At 49.5% G+C, this 17,503-nt stretch carries 20 protein-coding genes and 1 pseudogene; 12 read left to right on the top strand and 9 right to left on the bottom strand.

Annotated elements, in window-relative coordinates:
* The first annotated feature begins 68 nt into the window (after positions 1 to 68).
* Positions 69 to 314, top strand: a complete 246-nt coding sequence (gene rbp / locus QUE23_RS07170; protein ID WP_053825701.1) for an RNA-binding regulator — start codon at positions 69 to 71, stop codon at positions 312 to 314.
* A 2-nt stretch (positions 315 to 316) separates the two neighbouring features.
* Here the strand turns inward: rbp and QUE23_RS10255 are convergent, their stop codons facing one another.
* From QUE23_RS10255 to QUE23_RS07150, 4 genes are read right to left on the bottom strand one after another with little or no spacing between them, the layout of a single operon-like run.
* Complete coding sequence (locus QUE23_RS10255) at positions 317 to 415, bottom strand: hypothetical protein (RefSeq protein ID WP_491904319.1); 99 nt, start codon at positions 413 to 415, stop codon at positions 317 to 319.
* A 34-nt stretch (positions 416 to 449) separates the two neighbouring features.
* Positions 450 to 1,184 (bottom strand): hypothetical protein, encoded by a 735-nt coding sequence (locus QUE23_RS10250; protein WP_286348384.1) that lies wholly within the window; start codon positions 1,182 to 1,184, stop codon positions 450 to 452.
* Positions 1,151 to 1,573, bottom strand: a complete 423-nt coding sequence (locus QUE23_RS07155) for a GIY-YIG nuclease family protein (protein WP_286348383.1) — start codon at positions 1,571 to 1,573, stop codon at positions 1,151 to 1,153. The genes QUE23_RS10250 and QUE23_RS07155 overlap by 34 nt, the downstream gene beginning before the upstream one ends.
* Positions 1,554 to 2,003 (bottom strand): hypothetical protein, encoded by a 450-nt coding sequence (locus tag QUE23_RS07150; RefSeq protein WP_286348382.1) that lies wholly within the window; start codon positions 2,001 to 2,003, stop codon positions 1,554 to 1,556. The genes QUE23_RS07155 and QUE23_RS07150 overlap by 20 nt, the downstream gene beginning before the upstream one ends.
* Before the next feature lie 163 nt (positions 2,004 to 2,166).
* On the opposite strand from QUE23_RS07150, the gene QUE23_RS07145 reads away from it, so the two are divergent.
* The 6 genes and pseudogenes from QUE23_RS07145 (at position 2,167) to QUE23_RS07120 (ending at position 8,494) form a co-directional block, all read left to right on the top strand.
* The gene (locus QUE23_RS07145; protein WP_286348381.1) at positions 2,167 to 3,282 is read left to right on the top strand and encodes a succinyldiaminopimelate transaminase; all 1,116 of its coding nucleotides are present in this window, start codon (positions 2,167 to 2,169) and stop codon (positions 3,280 to 3,282) included.
* The gene (gene murC, locus QUE23_RS07140; RefSeq protein ID WP_286348380.1) at positions 3,276 to 4,610 is read left to right on the top strand and encodes a UDP-N-acetylmuramate--L-alanine ligase; all 1,335 of its coding nucleotides are present in this window, start codon (positions 3,276 to 3,278) and stop codon (positions 4,608 to 4,610) included. Before QUE23_RS07145 ends, murC begins: the two co-directional genes overlap by 7 nt.
* Entirely contained in the window at positions 4,607 to 4,948 is a 342-nt protein-coding gene (locus QUE23_RS07135; protein WP_286348379.1) for a hypothetical protein, read from the top strand. The genes murC and QUE23_RS07135 overlap by 4 nt, the downstream gene beginning before the upstream one ends.
* Complete coding sequence (locus QUE23_RS07130) at positions 4,945 to 5,127, top strand: hypothetical protein (protein ID WP_286348378.1); 183 nt, start codon at positions 4,945 to 4,947, stop codon at positions 5,125 to 5,127. The genes QUE23_RS07135 and QUE23_RS07130 overlap by 4 nt, the downstream gene beginning before the upstream one ends.
* Positions 5,128 to 5,236: 109 nt before the next feature.
* Positions 5,237 to 7,144, top strand: a complete 1,908-nt coding sequence (locus QUE23_RS07125; RefSeq protein ID WP_286348377.1) for an endonuclease MutS2 — start codon at positions 5,237 to 5,239, stop codon at positions 7,142 to 7,144.
* A 198-nt stretch (positions 7,145 to 7,342) separates the two neighbouring features.
* Positions 7,343 to 8,494 (top strand): annotated as a pseudogene (locus QUE23_RS07120) (M20 aminoacylase family protein).
* A 151-nt stretch (positions 8,495 to 8,645) separates the two neighbouring features.
* Here QUE23_RS07120 and QUE23_RS07115 read toward each other — a convergent pair.
* From QUE23_RS07115 to ndk, 5 genes are read right to left on the bottom strand one after another with little or no spacing between them, the layout of a single operon-like run.
* Positions 8,646 to 9,641 (bottom strand): beta-ketoacyl-ACP synthase III, encoded by a 996-nt coding sequence (locus QUE23_RS07115; protein ID WP_286348376.1) that lies wholly within the window; start codon positions 9,639 to 9,641, stop codon positions 8,646 to 8,648.
* A 9-nt stretch (positions 9,642 to 9,650) separates the two neighbouring features.
* Complete coding sequence (gene plsX, locus QUE23_RS07110) at positions 9,651 to 10,682, bottom strand: phosphate acyltransferase PlsX (RefSeq protein WP_286348375.1); 1,032 nt, start codon at positions 10,680 to 10,682, stop codon at positions 9,651 to 9,653.
* Between the two features lie 6 nt (positions 10,683 to 10,688).
* Complete coding sequence (rpmF, locus tag QUE23_RS07105; protein WP_286348374.1) at positions 10,689 to 10,838, bottom strand: 50S ribosomal protein L32; 150 nt, start codon at positions 10,836 to 10,838, stop codon at positions 10,689 to 10,691.
* Between the two features lie 10 nt (positions 10,839 to 10,848).
* Entirely contained in the window at positions 10,849 to 11,202 is a 354-nt protein-coding gene (locus QUE23_RS07100; protein WP_286348373.1) for a hypothetical protein, read from the bottom strand.
* Positions 11,203 to 11,213: 11 nt separating this feature from the next.
* Positions 11,214 to 11,612, bottom strand: a complete 399-nt coding sequence (gene ndk, locus QUE23_RS07095) for a nucleoside-diphosphate kinase (protein WP_286348372.1) — start codon at positions 11,610 to 11,612, stop codon at positions 11,214 to 11,216.
* Positions 11,613 to 11,739: 127 nt separating this feature from the next.
* On the opposite strand from ndk, the gene QUE23_RS07090 reads away from it, so the two are divergent.
* Genes QUE23_RS07090 through QUE23_RS07070 form a run of 5 tightly spaced genes read left to right on the top strand, consistent with a single transcriptional unit; the run spans position 11,740 to position 17,502 of the window.
* Entirely contained in the window at positions 11,740 to 12,774 is a 1,035-nt protein-coding gene (locus QUE23_RS07090) for a type II asparaginase (protein WP_286348371.1), read from the top strand.
* Positions 12,775 to 12,783: 9 nt separating this feature from the next.
* Positions 12,784 to 13,836 (top strand): GMP reductase, encoded by a 1,053-nt coding sequence (locus QUE23_RS07085; RefSeq protein WP_286348370.1) that lies wholly within the window; start codon positions 12,784 to 12,786, stop codon positions 13,834 to 13,836.
* A complete protein-coding gene (locus QUE23_RS07080) occupies positions 13,826 to 14,428 on the top strand; it encodes a molecular chaperone TorD family protein (RefSeq protein WP_286348369.1) in 603 nt (200 codons plus the stop codon). The genes QUE23_RS07085 and QUE23_RS07080 overlap by 11 nt, the downstream gene beginning before the upstream one ends.
* Before the next feature lie 8 nt (positions 14,429 to 14,436).
* Positions 14,437 to 14,679 (top strand): hypothetical protein, encoded by a 243-nt coding sequence (locus tag QUE23_RS07075; RefSeq protein ID WP_285602854.1) that lies wholly within the window; start codon positions 14,437 to 14,439, stop codon positions 14,677 to 14,679.
* Positions 14,680 to 14,694: 15 nt separating this feature from the next.
* Positions 14,695 to 17,502 (top strand): formate dehydrogenase subunit alpha, encoded by a 2,808-nt coding sequence (locus tag QUE23_RS07070; protein ID WP_434801981.1) that lies wholly within the window; start codon positions 14,695 to 14,697, stop codon positions 17,500 to 17,502.
* Position 17,503: the final 1 nt, after the last annotated feature.

Raw genomic sequence — 17,503 nt, 5'->3', positions numbered from 1 at the left:
CTTTGTGTTAGAATCGACTCGTTCTTTGTTTATTTTTAACACAGGACTAAATCTAGTGGAGAAACGCCTTGAAGAACATTTATGTAGGGAATTTGGTTTATAGCGCAACAAATCAGGAGGTTGAGGAACTCTTTAGCCAGTTTGGTGCCGTAAACTCTGTGAAGTTGATCCAAGATCGCGAAACAAAGAGACCGAAAGGTTTTGGCTTTGTGGAAATGGAAGACGAGGGCGCACAACAAGCCATCGCTAAGTTGGACAACACGGACTTTATGGGTAGGACCATTCGGGTAACAGAGGCAAATCCCCGCAAGTAAACCTAATACCCCAAAGAGGCTTTGCGCTTTTGTTGCCTGTGGTAGGCAAGCGCGAAGCGGTGTGCTTCATCTCTCAAATTCTGTAAAAATTGTAGCCGCACGTCTTGTGGTTCTAGATGCCAAGTTTGCTCCACGCTATAAATTGTATCCGCCACATCCCCACCCCCTTTTGGCTCTTTTGTTTGCCTTTTCTTTGGCTAAGGCCACCACCGCCACGCGAGCCCCCACGCTCTTTAGAATTTTCGTGGCTAAGAGGGCTTGAGCCCGGCCGCCATCTAAAAGCCACAAATCGGGTAAGCCCCCGTGTTTGGTGCGCCTTTCTAGCATTTCTTGCATTTGGGCGTATTCGTCTATGCCTCTTAGGCTGTAGCGTCTGTAAGCACTTTTAACCCATTTGCCCCTAGAATACACGACCATCCCCCCCACGCATGCGCTTTGAGCGTGGTGGCTCACATCAAAAACTTCAATGCGTTTAGGGGGTTTGCTAAGCCCTAAGAGCTCTTGCAAGAAACGCCCCATTTGCACTTCGGGCTGTTCTGTGCGCTTGAGTAGGGTCTGTACGGCTTGCCAATAATCTCTAAAAATCGCCGCTTCTTCAAAACGCTCCTTAGTGGCTAAAACACGCATGCGCTCTTTAAGTCGGGCGCATAATTTGTCTTTATGCTCTAGCAAGTCTAGGGCTTCTTGCACGAGGGGGGCGTATTCTTGTGGGCTCACTTTGCCGCTGCAAGGGGCTAAACAACGCCCCATTTGGTGGAAAATGCAGGGTTTTTTGCCTTTTAAACAATTCTTGCTTTGCACTAAGGGGATTAAACTTTGCACGCTTTCTAAGAGCTCTAAAGAGGCGAGGCTAAAGGGGCCAAAAAACACCTACACCCTTCTAGGGGCTCTCTGGTGCGCTCTAGGGTGGGGTAGGGTTTGTTTAAGTCTAGGCAAATGTAGGGGTAGGTTTTGGAGTCTTTTAAAAGGATGTTGTATTTGGGTTGTTTGGTTTTAATGAGTTTATTTTCTAAAAGTAGGGCTTCTTCTTCGCTTGCTGTGGTTTGCACTTGCAAATGGGCGATTTGGCTTGTCATCCGTTGGATACGGACGCTGTTTTTAGGATTAGGGACGAGTTGCTCGCCTTGTATTTTAAAGTAACTCAAAATGCGTTTTTGTAAATTCTTTGCCTTACCGACATAGAGCAGGTTATCTTTCGCGTCAAAATACAGATAAACCCCACTGGTAGTGGGGAGATTCTCAAGGGTTTTGCGATCCATTGTGCTTTTTAATGCAGGTGCGGATATTTTCTAGAATTTCTCTTAAAGCCGGGTCGCTAAAGGGGTTTTCAAAGTCGCCTTTTGCCCGCTCATTGTAGTAAAGTTTGGGGGGCTTGGTTTCAAACTCTTGTTGTATGCGCTTGGGGAGGTAGCCTTGCACTTCCGTGGGCTGTGTGGGGAGGTCTAATTTTTTAGCGGCGTTTAAGAGAATGGGGGTGTAATAGCTCTTTTGCCCATTAAAATACAACTGGGCGCTGGGGTGCTTGAAGACAAGCAAAAGTTTAGTTTGTTTCAATACAATACAGCGCAGTCCTATAAGAATACCTTGTGGGAGGTATAATTTCAACTGCTCGAGTTGCAAGCGCACTTTTAGGGGGGCTAAGTGGGGTTGCTTTAAGAGCTGGGAGAAAATCTTTTGCGCGTTTTTCATGTTTGCATTTTAGCATGTTTGCTGGCCGGCTGTGGCTTTAAAGCCCCCCCTTTTTACAAGACCAACAAAGCCCCCATAACAAAACCCCAAACCCCTAGCACAAACCACATGATCCAAGAAGAATAGATTTTGGATATAATGGGGGCTTTTAGCGGAGAAATGCATGTTTGAGCCTTACCCCTTTGAACGCCTAAGAGAATTGTTAAAAGATTGCAAGAGGGGGGGGGTGCCCCTAGATTTGTCGATCGGTGAACCGCAATTTGAAACCCCTCTTAGCGTACAAGACACCTTAAAAGCCCACACCCACGAACTACGCTTTTACCCTAAAAGCAGCGGTGAGGACTTTTTAAAAGAGGCGCAAATGGCGTTTGTGAAAAAACGCTTTGGTGTGGAGTTGTCTAAAGAGCAGGTGATCCCCACCTTTGGCTCTAAAGAAGTTTTATTTAGCTTGCCTATTTTCTATCTACACGACAAACAAGCCCCTAAAATCGCCTTTGCTAACCCCTTTTATCAGGTCTATTTAGCCAGCGCAAGGGTGGCACGGGCGCAAGTGGTCTTGATGGATTTAAGCCTAGAAAATGACTTCACGCCCACGCTAGAGCAAGAAGCTGACTTAGTCATCTTAAACTCGCCTAACAACCCCACAGGGCGCACCCTAGATTTGGAGGAACTCAAAGAGTGGGTGCAAAGGGCTTTGGATGAGGATTTTCTCTTAGTCAATGACGAATGTTACAGCAACATCTACGCCACCACCCCCCCGAGCGTTTTACAAGCGTGCATAGAGGTCGGCAACACAGACTTTAAAAATGTCCTTGCCATCAATTCTTTATCCAAAACCCTAAGCGCACCAGGGCTTAGAAGTGGCTACATCGCCGGGGATGCTCAAATTTTAAAGCCCTATCAAGTCTTTAGAAGTTACAGCGGTTGTGCCTTGCCTTTGCCCTTGCAACACGCCAGTGCCGTAGGGTGGCTAGATTTAAAAGTCCAAGAGCAAATCCGTCACATTTACGCCAAAAATCTAAACCTCGCCCAAGAGATTTTAAGCGTGCCCGTTTATCCCACAAGCTTTTATGTGTGGCTAGAAGTGAAGGACGGGCAGAAATTTGCCAAGCACCTTTACACCACAGAGGGGCTAAAAGTCTTGCCTGGGGCGTTTTTGGGCTATGGCGATAGCCCACACACTAAGGACTTTGTCAGGGTGGCTTTGGTCTATGCCCCCGATCGCCTAGCCCCCGCCCTAAACGCCCTTAAAAACGCCCTAGACAGCTACTTATGCTAGATCGCCCCATCCATACTTATAAAATCCACTTCATCGGCATCGGGGGCATCGGTATTTCAGGGCTAGCCAAGTATTTAAAAGCACAGGGGGCGGTGGTGAGCGGCTCGGACATCGCCAAAAGCTCCATCACCACCTATTTAGAGGGGCTAGGCATCCCCATCACCATCCCGCATGATCCTAGCGCGCTCACCGACCAAGAGGTGGTGATCCACTCGGCAATCATTAAAGTGGATAATGTAGAGATCGTGGCGGCTATGGAGAAAAATTGCGTGATCCTCTCGCGCAAGAGGGCTTTAGAGTATATCTTGGGCGATAAACGGGTGTTTAGCGTGTGTGGAGCGCATGGCAAAAGCACCACCAGTGCCATGCTTTCTGCCCTATTGCCCCATTTTGGGGCGATCATCGGGGCATCGTCTAAAGCCTTTGGCTCCAATGTGCGGGAGAGCCAGAGCCCTAGTTTGGTCTTTGAGGCAGACGAGTCAGACCAAAGTTTTCTAAGCTCCAATCCCTATTGTGCCCTTGTTACAAACGCTGAAGTGGAGCATTTAGAGGGCTATAACTACGATTTAAAGGCGTTTTATCAAGCTTACACAGATTTTATCAAAATGGGAAAAAGGCGTGTCATCAATGTAGAAGACCCCTTTTTAAAGGGTTTGGATTTAGAGGCGATCCGCCTAAACCCCAGCGAGGACATCAGCCACATTGAATACTTTTTAAAAGAGGACGAGCCCTACACCCGTTTCACCTTGAAAGATTACGGCAAATTTGAGGTGTGGGGGCTGGGCGCACACACGGCACACAATGCGAGCCTAGCGATTTTAGCCGCCTTAGAGGAATTGCCCCTAGAAGAGCTGAGAAAAAACCTTTTGGACTTCAAGGGCATAAAAAAACGCTTTGACATTTTGCAAAAGGGGGAGTTTGTACTCATAGACGACTATGCCCACCACCCCACAGAAATCGCCGCCACTTTGCAAGCCTTGCAAACTTACGCTGACTTAAAAGGGCTTAAAGAGGCGGTGGTGTTTTGGCAACCGCACAAATACTCCCGTTTATTTGACAATCTCAAGGGCTTTCAAGAGTGCTTTAACCACCCGATTGTGAGCCAGCTTTACATCTTGCCCGTGTGGCGGGCGGGCGAAGCTGTAAGAGAGCTAGACATGCAAGCCTTGTTCGGGCATTTACAGCCCACCTTCATCGACCGCCTTTGGCGCACCCAAGAGGGGCTAGAGTTGTTCGTGCAAGGCGTGAAAATCCGCACCCTTAAAAGAGGGCTAGCCATTGGCTTTGGGGCGGGCGACATCACCACGCAACTTAGGGGAGAAGTGTGAGCGGGTGGATTGTTTTAGGCTTAGTCCTTGTGCTGTTGTGGTTTTTACTCAAAGACTTCTTTGGCAGGGGGTTTAAGCAAAAAATCGCGGTGGTGCTGTTTTTAGGCGCACTTGCCATAGGGCTAGGGCTTTACACCTACAAGCAAGATTTAATCAATAAAGAGCAAGTCGCCTTGCAAAGAGATTTTTTACGGGGTGTGGTGCTGGATTGCAATGGGGTGAAGGTGAGCCAAAAGGATTTTAGTTTGGTTTCAGGGACTTTAAGTTTTCTTGGCAAACAAAACACCCCCATGCAAGGCGTGCTGGTGGATTTACAAACTTGCCAAAGCCCCAAATGATCGCCAAACAGCTCGATTTAGCCCCCTTTTTAGAACAATTTACCCGCTTTCTAGCCCGCCCTAAAGACATCACCTTTCACTTCCCCGAGCACACTTGGATGCATTTACAAGAGCTTGAAAGCCTAGAGCTTGCCCCCCACCCCCCTTGCCCCCCTAAACGAGCCCTTAAAAGCCTTTAAAAAAGGGGGTGTTGCACCTTGAGGCATTGTTTGCTTTGATCCAAATCACCCGCTATTTTTTACGCCTAAAAAAGCAAGTCCCCCCAAATCCCCCACCCTTTACGCCTACTTGCAAAGCTTAAATATCCCCCAAGAGTTGTTGCAATTAGAAACGCACATGCAAGAGGAAGCGGGCTTTAAGAGCGGGTTTTACCCCGAGCTAGACGCACACCAAGAGAGCCTACAACGGCTCAAAAAATCCCAACAAAAAATCTTTAGCCAAATCTTGGGGCAAAAATCTTTAGAGCCCTACCTAGTCGATCGCCAAGTGCATTTGGTGCAGGGCATAGAAACCTTGCTACTCAAACCGGGCTTTTCTAGCGTGTTTAAGGGCATTGTGATTGCCCGCTCGCATAGCGGACAATTTTACATAGAGCCCTTAGAGGCAAAAACTTTAAGCCATAAAATCCAAGAAACCCGCGCCGAAATAGAACATTGCTTACAACAAATCTGCACCCAATGGAGCACGAAATTCCACCCCCTATTTCTCTTTTTACGCTTTTTTGACAAGCAATTTGACTACCTAGACCACCTACAAGCACGCATTAGCTTTGCCAAAAGTTTGGGTTTAAACTTTGTCAAGCCCAATACCAGCGGACAATTCGTGCTCAAAGACTTCGCCCACCCCAGCCTGAAAGAGCCCAAGCCCTTAAGCGTGGATTTCAACCATTCTTTATTGCTCGTTACGGGCGTGAATACGGGGGGCAAGACCATGCTTTTAAAATCCGTGCTTGCCAGCGTGTGGCTGGCTAAACACTTCTTGCCCTTTAAGATCAACCCCCACCACTCTAAAATCCCCCACATTGAGAACATCCAAGCCATCATCAGCGACCCGCAAAACAGCCAAAACGACATCTCCACCTTTGCCGGACGCATGCTTGACTTCACCCACGCTTTAAACACCCCTAACCTTCTACTCGGCATAGACGAAATCGAGCTAGGCACAGACGCAGCAGAAGCCAGTTGTCTTTACAAAGCCCTCTTAGAAAAGCTCATCAAAGAGGGGGCTAAAATCGTGGTAACCACCCACCACAAGCATTTGGCTTTGCTTTTAGCCAAAAACCCCTCCGTGCAACTTTTAGCCGCCAATTACGACCACCAAGCCCAAATGCCTACCTACACCTTTACCCCGGGGCTCATTGGCAAAAGCTACGCCTTTGAAACCGCTTTGCGTTATGGCGTGCCCCCTGAGCTCATCACTGAGGCAAAAGAGCTTTATGGCACAGAGCAAGAGAACTTAAACGCCTTGATTGAGCGCACCAGCGCGTTAGAGCAAGAGTTGCAAAGCAAGCAACAAGAATTGCAAGCAATGAAAGAAACGCAAGAGCAAGGCTACCAAGAAAAGCTAAGAAAAATGCAAGAGGCGCAAAGAGCCAAAGAGGCAAAATTAAACACCCTAGAGCAAAGCTACGCCCAAGCCCTAAAGCAAATGCAAGAGACGCTAAGAGAGTTTAACCGTCAAAAAAACATAAGCCAAGCCCACCAGCAAATCCAGCAAATCCAAGCCAGCCTAAAAAAAGAGCCCAAAGAAGCCAAAGAGCCCCCAAGCCTAGAAGTGGGCGATTTTGTGGGCTATGGCAAGCTTGGCGGCGAGATTGTGGGCACTAGTGGGGGGCTTTACAGCGTGGCGTTAGAAAATGGGCTCAAAATTAAAGTCAAGGCAGAGAGTTTAAAATTAAAGCCCAAACCCCAAGCTCCCAAGCCACAGGTGCAAATCAAACAAAAACCCCAAGCTAAGGGGCAAATGCGTTTAGATTTATGCGGTCTAGACACCCAAGAAGCCCTAGAGCAAGCCCAAGATTTCTTAGCCAACGCTTTGCTGGCCGGCTTTGAAGAGGTGCTGATTGTGCATGGCAAGGGCAAGGGGATTTTACGAAACGCTTTAAGAGAGTGGCTCAAAAAACACCCCAAAGTCCTCGAATTTAGCGATGCCCCCTACAATTTAGGCGGCTCTGGGGCGCAAATTGTGAAGTTATAGAATTTAACTTTGTTTGGGTTGTGCCAAAACTCAAGACTGGCTTGCTAGCCCTTTATGGAGGGTGAGGTGCCACACGCACCAAGGGGTGGTTTGTGCGCGCACACGCCATGCATCAAACATACAGAGAAACCCGATAAACCACAAGGTTTACCCACACAGCGTATAATGCTGTTTTTTCAAACTTTCAAAGGAAGATGCATGCCCCTCATCCCTGAAATTGTCGCCATGCAAGAGGCGTTTATCAAGTTGCGCCAGCAAATCCATCAGCACCCCGAGCTGGGCTTTGAAGAGATAGAAACTTCTAAACTCGTGGCTAAGAAGCTCAAAGAGTTTGGCTATGAGGTGCACACGGGTGTAGGCAAAACGGGGGTGGTGGGCGTGCTCAAAAAGGGCGATTCGCCTAGGAAAATCGGTTTAAGGGCAGACATGGACGCGTTGCCCATGCCAGAAGACAACGATTTGCCCTACAAGAGCCAAAACGCGGGTAAAATGCACGCCTGTGGGCATGACGGACACAGCGCGTCTTTGTTGTTGGCGGCCAAATATCTAGCCAACCAAGAGTTTAAAGGGACGCTTCATCTCTACTTCCAGCCCGCTGAAGAGGGTTTGGGGGGGGCTAGGGCGATGCTTGAAGATGGCTTGTTAGAAAAGTTTGGCAGCGACATGATCTTTGGCTGACACAACATGCCTTTAGGGACGGACAAAAAATTTTATCTAAAGAGTGGGGCGGTTATGGCAAGCGCAGACAGCTACACCCTAGAAATCAAGGGCAAGGGTGGGCATTCGAGCGCGCCTGAGAAGTGCAAAGACCCCATTCTGGCGGGTGTATTTTTAGTGGTGGCGCTGCAAAGCATTGTGGCTAGAAATGTTGACCCCCAGCACAGCGCGGTGGTGAGTGTGGGGGCGTTTAATGCGGGCAGCACCTTTAATATCATCCCCGATCGCGCCACTTTAAAATTAAGCGTGCGGGCTTTAGACAGCAAAAGCCAGGAGATCGTAGCTAAGCGCATTGAAGAAATCGCTAAAGAGACTGCTTTGGCTCATGGGGTGGAGATTGAGATCACCAAGCAGGGTGTTGCCACTATCACGTTTAATGACCCTAAAGCCACGGCCTTCGCCCAAGAAGTGGCAACGGAAGTCTTTGGTAAAGAGGCTTGCTGTTTTGAATATCCGGCGGCTATGGGTAGCGAGGACTTTGGCTACTTTGCGCAAAAACGCCCCTCAGCCTACGCCTTTTTAGAAAATGAAAACACCCACTACTTACACACCTCCGGCTATGTGTTTAACGATGCGCTGTTGGCCCGTGCGGCCAGCTATTATGCCTGCTTGGCACTAAAATATTTAAGCTAGCGTCAGCGTATGGTGTTTTTGGCGTTTATAGGGCTGCTTTGCCGCGTCCACAATCTTGCCAAAATGGGCGTGGTTTTTAGCAAATTGAGAAAAAGCTACATTGCCAAGGAATGGCTACACCTTTCTTGAAAAGGCTACACCAAAGAAAAAGCTACGCTTTTTCTTCTCCAAAATACACCAGCGCAGAGCCCCAAGTGAGGCCACCCCCAAAGGCATCTAAGAGCATTAAATCGCCCGTTTTGAGCTTGTCCTGTTCGTAAATTTCATTCATCGCCATGGGGATGCTGGCCGCGGAGGTGTTGCCATACTTTTGCACGGTCAAGACCACTTGCTCCTCTTTAAAGGCGAGTTGGTTTTGCACCGCTTGGATGATGCGTAAATTTGCCTGATGGGGGATAAAATAGGTGATTTGTTCTGGGGTTACGGCGTTGGCCTGTAAAATTTCTTCCACATCTTTCAGCAAAGTTTTAATGGCAAGTTTGAAAACTTCATTGCCTTTCATGTGCAGGGTTTGGGTGTCCTCATATCCGGGGCAAAAGGCACTGGCCTTAATGTTGCGTGGGGTGTAAAGGTAGTCGCCAAAGTTGCCATTGGCGGCAATTTTGACATCCAAAATGCTTTTTTTAATGTCTTCAGTGGGCGAGATCACACAAGCCCCCGCCCCATCCCCAAACAACACGCAAGTGGAGCGATCGTTAAAATCTAAAACACTGCTGCACTTCTCTGCCCCCACAATCAGCACATTTTCATACATCCCGCTTTCCACAAATGCCTTAGCAGTGGCGAGCAAATAAATAAACCCACTGCACGCGGCGATGAGGTCCATGCTGGGCGTGTTCTCTAAGCCTAACTTTGCGCTAAGGTTGCAGGCGGTGGAGGGCATGGCGACATAATCCGGGCTTAGTGTGCCCACCAAAACCAAATCAATGTCTTCTTTCTTTAGGCCTGCCCTTTCAATGGCAAGCTTGGCCGCCTGCATGCCTAAATCGCTGCTCTTTTGATCGGGGCTAGCAAAATAGCGGGTCTTGATCCCTGTACGCTTTTGTATCCATTCATCGCTGGTGTCTAACAGCCCCTCAAAGGCGCTGTTGGGGACACAATTTGCAGGCACATACGAAGCCACCGAGCGCAACATTGCATAGGGCATGGACTTCCTTTAAGAAACAGGGGGGCTTTGCACGCCCGCATTTTTATGACTGAAAGCTTGCGCCATTTTCTGTGCCACACCGCTTTCCTTGGCCCGAATTGCCTGGTAAATGGCGCATTCAATCGCCCGCGCATTGCTCTTACCGTGGCTGATGATCACGGCTTTATTCACCCCCAGCAGCGGTGCGCCGCCATACTCGGCGTAGTCGGTCTTTTGCTTGAGTGTGCCAAAGGCTTCTTTTAAGAGAAACGCCCCGATTTTGGCACTGAAATGCTCTTTGATCACGGTTTTAAAAATGCTGCCAATCGCGCTGGCGACTCCTTCGGTGGTTTTGAGCACAATGTTGCCCACAAAGCCATCACACACCACCACATCCACGCTGTTGACAAAAATGTCGTTGCCCTCCACATTGCCCTTAAAAATGGACGCGTTGTTGGCAAATAGAGGGTAATCGTGGATGAGCTTAAACGCTTCCTTGGTGAGGGTGTCGCCTTTGCTGTCTTCCTCGCCATTGGCTAAAATCCCCACCGTGGGGTTGTCGTAGCCCAACACGCTTTTAGCGTATTCATAGCCCAAAATGGCAAAGTCTAATAAATACTCCGCCTTGCAATCGGTGTTCGCGCCCACATCTAGGCACAAGCTCGCCCTTTTACCCACAGAGGGCATTAAAGTGCAAAGGGCGGGACGGCTCACGCCCTTAATGCGCCCGAGTTTGAGCGTGGCTAGCCCCATAGTCGCCCCGCTGTGCCCGGCCGACACTAAAGCATCTGCCCCATTATTTTTTAAAATATCCATCCCCACGAAGATAGAAGCCTCTTTGCGTTTGAGTGCCTCCGTGGCTTGTTCTTCCATGCGGATGTAATCGGGGCAATCGATGACCTCCACCTTAGAGGCCAAATCTTTAGAGATGAACGCCTTTGCCTTCTTGGCATCGCCCACTAAAATGGGCTCAAATGCCTTGTGCGCCAAAGCCTTAGAAACACCTTCAATAATGGGTAAGACTCCAAGGTCTGCCCCCATCATATCAACAACGATTTTCATCGTTTGTTATTTGTAATTGCCTGTGAATCGGTTGACAAAATGGGGCAATTTCCAGCTGCCGTCCTTGCCTCTAACGGGCATGGCCAATTTGGCTGTGTAGTGGGTGCGGCGTTTTCTCGCCCTTGTTTTACTCACGCGTCTATCAGGTACTGCCATTTTTCATCCTTTATGCTTGGTTTAAATAGTGGTAATCGGCTTGGATGCTCTGCACCTCAGAGCGCAGAATATCCTCCAAATCAATGACACCGCCAAAACACTCAACGGCGTCTAAGGCATCCACGCCCCAGCCCTCTAAACTCTGTTTAGGGTCAAAGACCCCATCGCAGAGCAAGAGTTTTAAATCTTGGGACAAGGTTTTGTTAAAGACTTGCGCACTTCGCGCACACACAACTTGCACCTCTCCATGCAAACGCCCCTCAAAAATAAAGAATTTGGGGGCAACGCGGCACACCTGCCCGTCTAAATGCACGCCCTCGTATTGGCATGCCACAGACTTAGCAGAATGTCCGATTTTTTGCATTTCTAGGCGCACTATTTGCTAAAGAAAAAGGCGATTTCTCTTTGGGCGTTCTCTTCGCTATCGCTGCCGTGCACGACATTAGCATCAATGTTTTCAGCAAAATCCGCCCTAATGGTGCCCGCTTTGGCGGCCTTGGGGTCAGTCGCGCCCATCAGCTTGCGGTTTTTCTCCACGGCGTTGTGCCCTTCTAACACCATCACCACCACCTCACCGCTGGTCATAAAAGCGATCAAGTCGTTGAAAAAGGGGCGGTCTTGGTGGATGGCGTAAAATTCTTCAGCCTGCGCTTGTTTTAGATGCAGGCGTTTGATTTTCACCACCTCGAGCCCCGCGTCTTCAAAACGGGTGATGATTTTGCCGATGATGCGCTTTTTCACGCCATCGGGTTTGATGATCGACAGGGTTTGCATGCGTGTCCTTACTTGAAATCTAAACCGCCCATTTTAGCAAACGAAGCTAGGGTTTTAGCTTAAGTTATTTGCCAAGTGTGTAGAAAAATGCGTTAGAGTAGGGGCATTTATTTTATAAAGGGCTTTTATGCGTTTGTTTTGGTCTTTGTTGTTGTTTATGGGGGTGTGTTGGGCAAAACCCCTAATTTATGTTTTGGCGACAGGCGGCACGATTGCGGGTAACTCTAACAGCCATTTAAGCAGTGCTTACAAGGCGGGGGTGGTGGGCGTGGATGCGCTCCTAAAGGCCGTGCCGCAGCTGCAAGAGCTCGCCACCCTTAAAGGGGAGCAAATCAGCAACATCGGCTCTCAAGAGATGGACAACGCCACTTTATTGAAGCTGGCCAAACGCACCCAAGCCCTGCTAGACAAGCCCGAAGTGCAGGGGGTGGTCATCACGCATGGCACAGACACGATGGAAGAGAGTGCATATTTTTTAAACCTTGTGGTGCATAGCAAAAAACCCATTGTTTTTGTGGGGGCGATGCGCAACGCCAGCTCACTGAGTGCCGATGGCCCCTTAAACCTTTACAACGCCGTGGCGGTGGCAGCAAACAAACAAGCGGACAACAAGGGGGTTTTAGTGGTGATGGACGGTGCGATCCACGCGGCTAGGGAAGTGAGCAAAACCAACACCACCCACACCGACACCTTTAAATCCCTAAACACCGGGCCCATTGGCTCTGTGATTTACGGACAGGTGCGCTTTTACATGCAGCCTTTAAGGAAGCACACCTTTAACAGCGTGTTTAACATCGCCAATATTAAAAGTCTGCCTAAAGTGGACATTCTCTACGCCCACGAAAATGACAATCCTAACTTCGTGCAAGCGGCATTGACTAAGGGAGCCGAGGGGCTTGTGAGTGCTGGGATGGGTAATGGCAATCTCTTCCCTTCCGTGCTCAATGTCCTGGCAGAGGCGACTAAAAAGGGCGTGGTGGTGGTGCGCTCTAGTCGGGTGGGCAGCGGCGAAGTTACCCAACCGGGCGAAATCAACGATGCTAAATACCGCTTCTTAACCAGCGACAATTTAAACCCCGCCAAAGCCCGCATTCTTTTAATGGTAGGGCTCACCAAAACCCATGACTTAAAAACCCTGCAGCGGTATTTTTTAGAGTATTAAGGATTTGCCATGCATATGGATGCCCATGAATATTTAGATTTTGAGGATATTTTGATCAAACCTAGGCGTAGCCCCATCAACTCCCGCCAGGAAGTGGATTTAACCCGCAGCTTTAAGACCAAGAGCGGGTTTGTGTTAAAAGGGGTCGGAGTGGTGGCGGCGAACATGGATGGCGTGGGGACTTTTAGCATGGCTAAAGCCCTAGCCCAGGAAAAGATGTTTACCGCCTTGCATAAATTCTACACCCTAGAGCAGTGGGTGGAGTTTGCCAAGGACAACGCCGCCATCTTGCCCTATGTGTTCATCACCATAGGCACAAGTGAGGCAGAGTTAGAAAATCTTGGGCGCATTTTAGAGGCGATCCCCATTTTGACCAACATTTGTGTAGATGTCGCCAATGGCTATAGCGCGCACTTCTTGCCCCATGTGGCTAAGGTGCGCGAGAAGTTTCCTAATAAAGTGCTGATGGCGGGCAATGTGGTGGGGGCAGAGATGAGCGAGGCACTCGTGCAAGCGGGGGCAGACATTGTCAAGGTGGGCATTGGCCCGGGCAGTGTGTGCACCACCCGCAAAATGACAGGCGTGGGTGTGCCGCAATTTTCGGCGATTGTGGAGTGCGCGCAGGCGGCGCACGCTTTAGGCGCGCTGGTGTGTGGGGATGGGGGCTGTGTTTGTGTGGGCGACATCGCTAAAGCCCTAGCCGGGGGAGCAGATTTTGTGATGCTAGGGGGGATGTTTGCCGGCCATGCCGAATCCGAGGCCAAGATTGTAGACAAAGAGGGCAAGCCCTATGCTTTATTTTATGGCATGAGTTCATACACCGCCCAAGAACACCACGGGGGGGTGCGCTCTTATCGGGCCAGCGAGGGCAAAGAAGTCTATTTGCCCTTTCGGGGGGCTGTGGCGGCGCGTTTGCAAGAGATTTTAGGCGGACTGCGCTCCACTTGCGCCTATGTGGGGGCAACCAACTTAGAGGAACTACCCAAGAGAGCGATTTTTATTCGGGTGCGCCGGCAAATTAACCCCATTTACGACCACTTAGAGAGTCCGCATGGAAGTTGACTTAATCCACGCTCGGGCACTTTACTACCGCCTGTGGCACTATCTAGTGGTGTTCGTGCACGATGAGAGGCTTTTTCAAGAATTGGGGGCGTTGGTGAGGCATTTAAAAGACTACCCCTTTGATCTAAAGACGGGGCAGAGCTGGCAAGAGTTTGATAACTTTTTGGCGCAAGGGCTAGAGGCGTTTAAAGCAGAGCAAAACGCCGTGTTGTTCGCGCCCGGGGAGCAGTTTGTGCCCTTAAGTGCGTCTTACTACTTGGAGGGGCAAGACAATGGCAAAAAACGCCTAGAGGCGATCGCGCTTTTAAAACAATCGGGCTTACACATTGAGAGCCACACGATCGGCGTGCCTGTGGCTGAGGACGATTTGGCGTTTTTGACCTTGATGATGAACGCCTTTTTAAAGGAAATGCTAGCCAATCCGCACTTCTTTGCGCTGCACGCCACGCTCTTTAAAGACTTCTTCCATTTATGTGGCGATGCCTTCATCAATGCCATTTCTACACACCAAAGAAGCGTGTGTTACAAAAATTGCGCTATAATCCTCAGCGCATTTATCCAACACGAAAGATTATTTTTTAATCTGGTCTAGGAGGTTTAATGAACGAAAGTGGGACGCGGGCAGAAAACGGAACTCCAACAAGACGTGGGGCTTTAAAGAAATTAGGGATCTTGGGTGTGGGGGCCCTCTCTAGCCAAAGCCTGCTAGCGACCATGCCTGAAAGGCGTTTTCCGGACACGGATGCTAATAGCAATGGCGTGGTGGTGGGCAAGAGCAATAAAAAAGAAATTCTTTACCATAAAACCCCCGCTTGGGAGATTTTTTATAAAAGTGCATGGTAGTTTTAAGGAGATAACATGGGTAATTTAAGTCGGCGCTCGTTCTTAAAAATGGGCGCAATCGGGGCGGGGGCAGGCGCAAGCCTAGCCTTTGCCAACACCAAAGTCAGCAAAGAAGAGAGTATGATCGACCCTAATGAGGGGGTCAAACGGGTTAAAACCATCTGCAGTATCTGTTCGGCCGGATGTGGAATCATCGCTGAGGTCAAAGACGGGGTGTGGATTCGCCAAGATGTCGCCCAAGATCACCCCATCAGCGCGGGCAGCCACTGCTGCAAAGGTGTGGATCAAATCGACTTAGTCAAGTCCAAAATGCGCCTAAAATACCCGCTCAAACGCGAGGGCGGACAGTGGAAGCGCATCAGCTACGAGCAAGCGATCAACGAGATCAGCGAAAAAATGCTTAAAATGCGCGAAAAGTACGGGCCTGATAGCATGATGTTTCTAGGCAGTGCGAAGATGAATTCGCAACAAGCCTACTACTGGCGTAAGTTTGCCGCCTTTTATGGGACAAACAATATAGACCACGTCGCCCGCATTTGACACAGCACCACAGTCGCCGGTGTGGCGAATACATGGGGGTATGGTGCGATGACAAACCACTTCGGGGACATTGTCGGGCATTCTAAAGCGATTTTGATGGTGGGCTTGAACACGGCTGTGAGCAACCCGATTGGCTTTAAGCACTTCTTGCAAGCCAAGGATCGCAACAACGCAAAATTGATTGTGATCGATCCGGTCTTTACCAAGAGCGCGGCTAAGGCAGATATTTATGTGCGGATACGCTCAGGCACGGACATTGCCTTCATCTATGGCATGTTGCACTTGATCTTTAAGCATGGCTGGGAGGATAAAGAAGTCATTAAAAACCAAGCCTATGGGATCGACGCGATCAAAAAAGAGGCGCTCAAATATACGCCCGAAGTGGTGGAGGACATCACCGGCGTGCCCCAAGACCTTTTGATCCAAACGACTAGGGTTTTTGCCACCGCTAAACCGGCCACACTAGCGTGGGCTTTGGGAATCACCCAACACAGCGTGGGTAGTGGCAACACCCGCATGCTCTCCATTTTGCAATTAGTTCTAGGCAATATGGGTAAAAAGGGTGGGGGCTGTAATATTGTGCGTGGGCATGACAATGTGCAGGGGGCCACGGATATGTGCTGTGTCGCGGATAATTTGCCCGGTTATTATGGCTTAGGTGAGGCTAGCTGGAAGTATTACGCCAAATGCTGGGGCGTGGATTACACATATTTACAAAAACGCTTCTTTAGCCCTGAGTGGATGTTTAAAAAGGGCTTTAGCGTGTCGCTTTGGTATGAGGGCGTGTTGCAAGAGAGCAAGACCCACTCCAGCGCACCCATTAAAGGCTTGTGGGTGCAGGGCAATGGGGTGAGCTCTTTGGCGCACAACATCAAAATGGCTAGAGCCATTGAGAAATTGGATCTAATGGTGATCGCCGAACCTTTCTTGAACGAGGCGGCGATTTTGACCGACAAACCAGACGGCGTGTATGTCCTACCCATCGCCACGCAATTTGAATGCGAGGGAACTGTGGTCGCCACGAATCGGGCTGCCCAGTGGCGATCTCAGGTGGTTAAACCTTTGTATGAAGCCAAGCAGGACCACGAACTGATGTTTGAAATGGCTAAGAAGTTTGGCTTTTATGAGGAATACACCAAAGCCCTACTCTGTGACTTTGATAAAAACGGGGATTTGGTGCAGGTGAGAAAGAGCTTTAGCTGGCCCGAAGATGCTACTCGTGAGATCGCGCGCACAGTGAAAGTGATCGGGCTTGGAGGTTGGACTCCCGAGCGACTCAAAGCCCAACAAGAAAATTGGCACATGTTTGATTACATCAGCCAAGAGGGCTATGGACCGATGAAAGGGCAGTATTACGGCTTGCCCTGGCCGGCCTGGACTCCAGAGCACCCCGGCACGCCCATTTTATACGACACGAGCGTACCCACCAAAGAGGGCGGCATGGGCTTTAGGGCGCGCTTTGGCGAAGAGCGCGATGGGCAAAGCTTGTTAGCCGATAAGAGCGTTACCATTAAAGGCTCAGCCATTAAGGGCGGTTACCCTGAAATCACTAAAGCCAACATTGAAAAGGTGTTAGGAATCAAGCTCACCGAGCATGAAAAGGTTATTATGGGGGATAATTGGAAAGTCGATACCAGCGGGCTCATCCAAAAAAAATGCGATGAAAAGGGCGTGTGTGTCTATGGCAATGCCCGCGCGCGCGCCATTGTGTGGAACTTCTTAGATCAAATCCCGGTGCATAGAGAGCCCATCCACTCTCCCCGTCCCGATTTGGTGAAAAAATACCCGGCCATTAAAGACCAGGTGAATAATTTTAGGGTGGATGTGCGCTTTGCAAGCGAACAAACTAAGCAGGAGTGGGCTAAAGAATTTCCCATTGTGATCGCTTCTATGCGCTTGGTGAATTTGAGCGGAGCGGGCATGCTAGAGCGCACCAGCAAGTATCTATCCCACATCACGCCCGAGATGTTTTGCCACATCCATCCGGATTTGGCACTCAACCACGGGATCAAAGATGGGGAGATGATGTGGATTCACTCGCCTGAGGGGACTAAGATTAAAGTTAAGGCGATCTTTAGCCACGCTGTAACGCCCGATCGCATTTGCATGCCCTATAGCTTTGCCGGGGTGTTGCAGGGCGTGGATGTGAGCCATCGCTACCCTGAAGGCACGAAGCCCTACACCACGGGCGAGAGCTCAAACACAATCACCAACTACGGCTTTGATCCGGTCACGCAAATCCCTGAATTTAATGCCGGTTTGTGCCGCATTGAGAAGGCTTAAG

Source organism: Helicobacter felistomachi (assembly GCF_030296895.1).
In the GTDB taxonomy this organism is placed as follows: Bacteria; Campylobacterota; Campylobacteria; order Campylobacterales; family Helicobacteraceae; genus Helicobacter; species Helicobacter felistomachi.
This window is presented reverse-complemented; position numbering and strand designations above follow the sequence as displayed.